Origin of the sequence: Leeia speluncae (genome assembly GCF_020564625.1) — a bacterium.
GTDB classification, from domain to species: domain Bacteria; phylum Pseudomonadota; class Gammaproteobacteria; order Burkholderiales; family Leeiaceae; genus Leeia; species Leeia speluncae.
The window spans coordinates 1-502 of the sequence record NZ_JAJBZT010000035.1 but is presented as its reverse complement, the minus strand read 5'-3'; the positions used below and the strand labels follow the sequence as shown (position 1 = coordinate 502).

The following is a 502-nucleotide window of genomic DNA, read 5'->3' as shown; positions in this document are numbered from 1 at the left end:
ATCCCCTTTCACCATAAAAGAAACAATCCCGCCAAAGCCTTTCATTTGCCGTTTCGCTAATTCATGCTGTGGATGGCTTGGTAAACCAGGGTAGAGCACTTTTTCTACCTTTGGATGGGCAGCTAGCATTTCAGCCAGAGCTTGGCCGTTTTGGTTGACTCGGTTCATCCGCATTGGGAAGGTGCGTAAACCACGGAGTAGCAAGAAGCTATCCATGGGCGAAAGTACAGAACCCAAGGTAATGTGGGTTTTCCAGATCTTTGCGGCGAGCTCTTTACTGGTACACACCACACCAGCCGTTAGGTCATGGTGGCCACCCAGATATTTGGTGGCACTTTGCACCACAATATCGACACCTAGCGCATGCGGCTGTTGGTTAAACGGGGTAGCGAGCGTGTTATCCGCTAAGGTCAGGATACCCTTCTCTTTGGCCACTTTGGTAATGGCTTCGATGTCGGTAATCGCTAACATCGGATTAGAAGGAGTTTCTAGGGTAATGAGT

The 502-nt window shown here is 49.4% G+C and carries 1 protein-coding gene; it reads right to left on the bottom strand.

Annotated elements, in window-relative coordinates; all coding sequences use genetic code 11:
* On the bottom strand, positions 1-502 hold a 502-nt coding region (locus LIN78_RS17980; RefSeq protein WP_227182266.1), incomplete at both ends, for a trans-sulfuration enzyme family protein.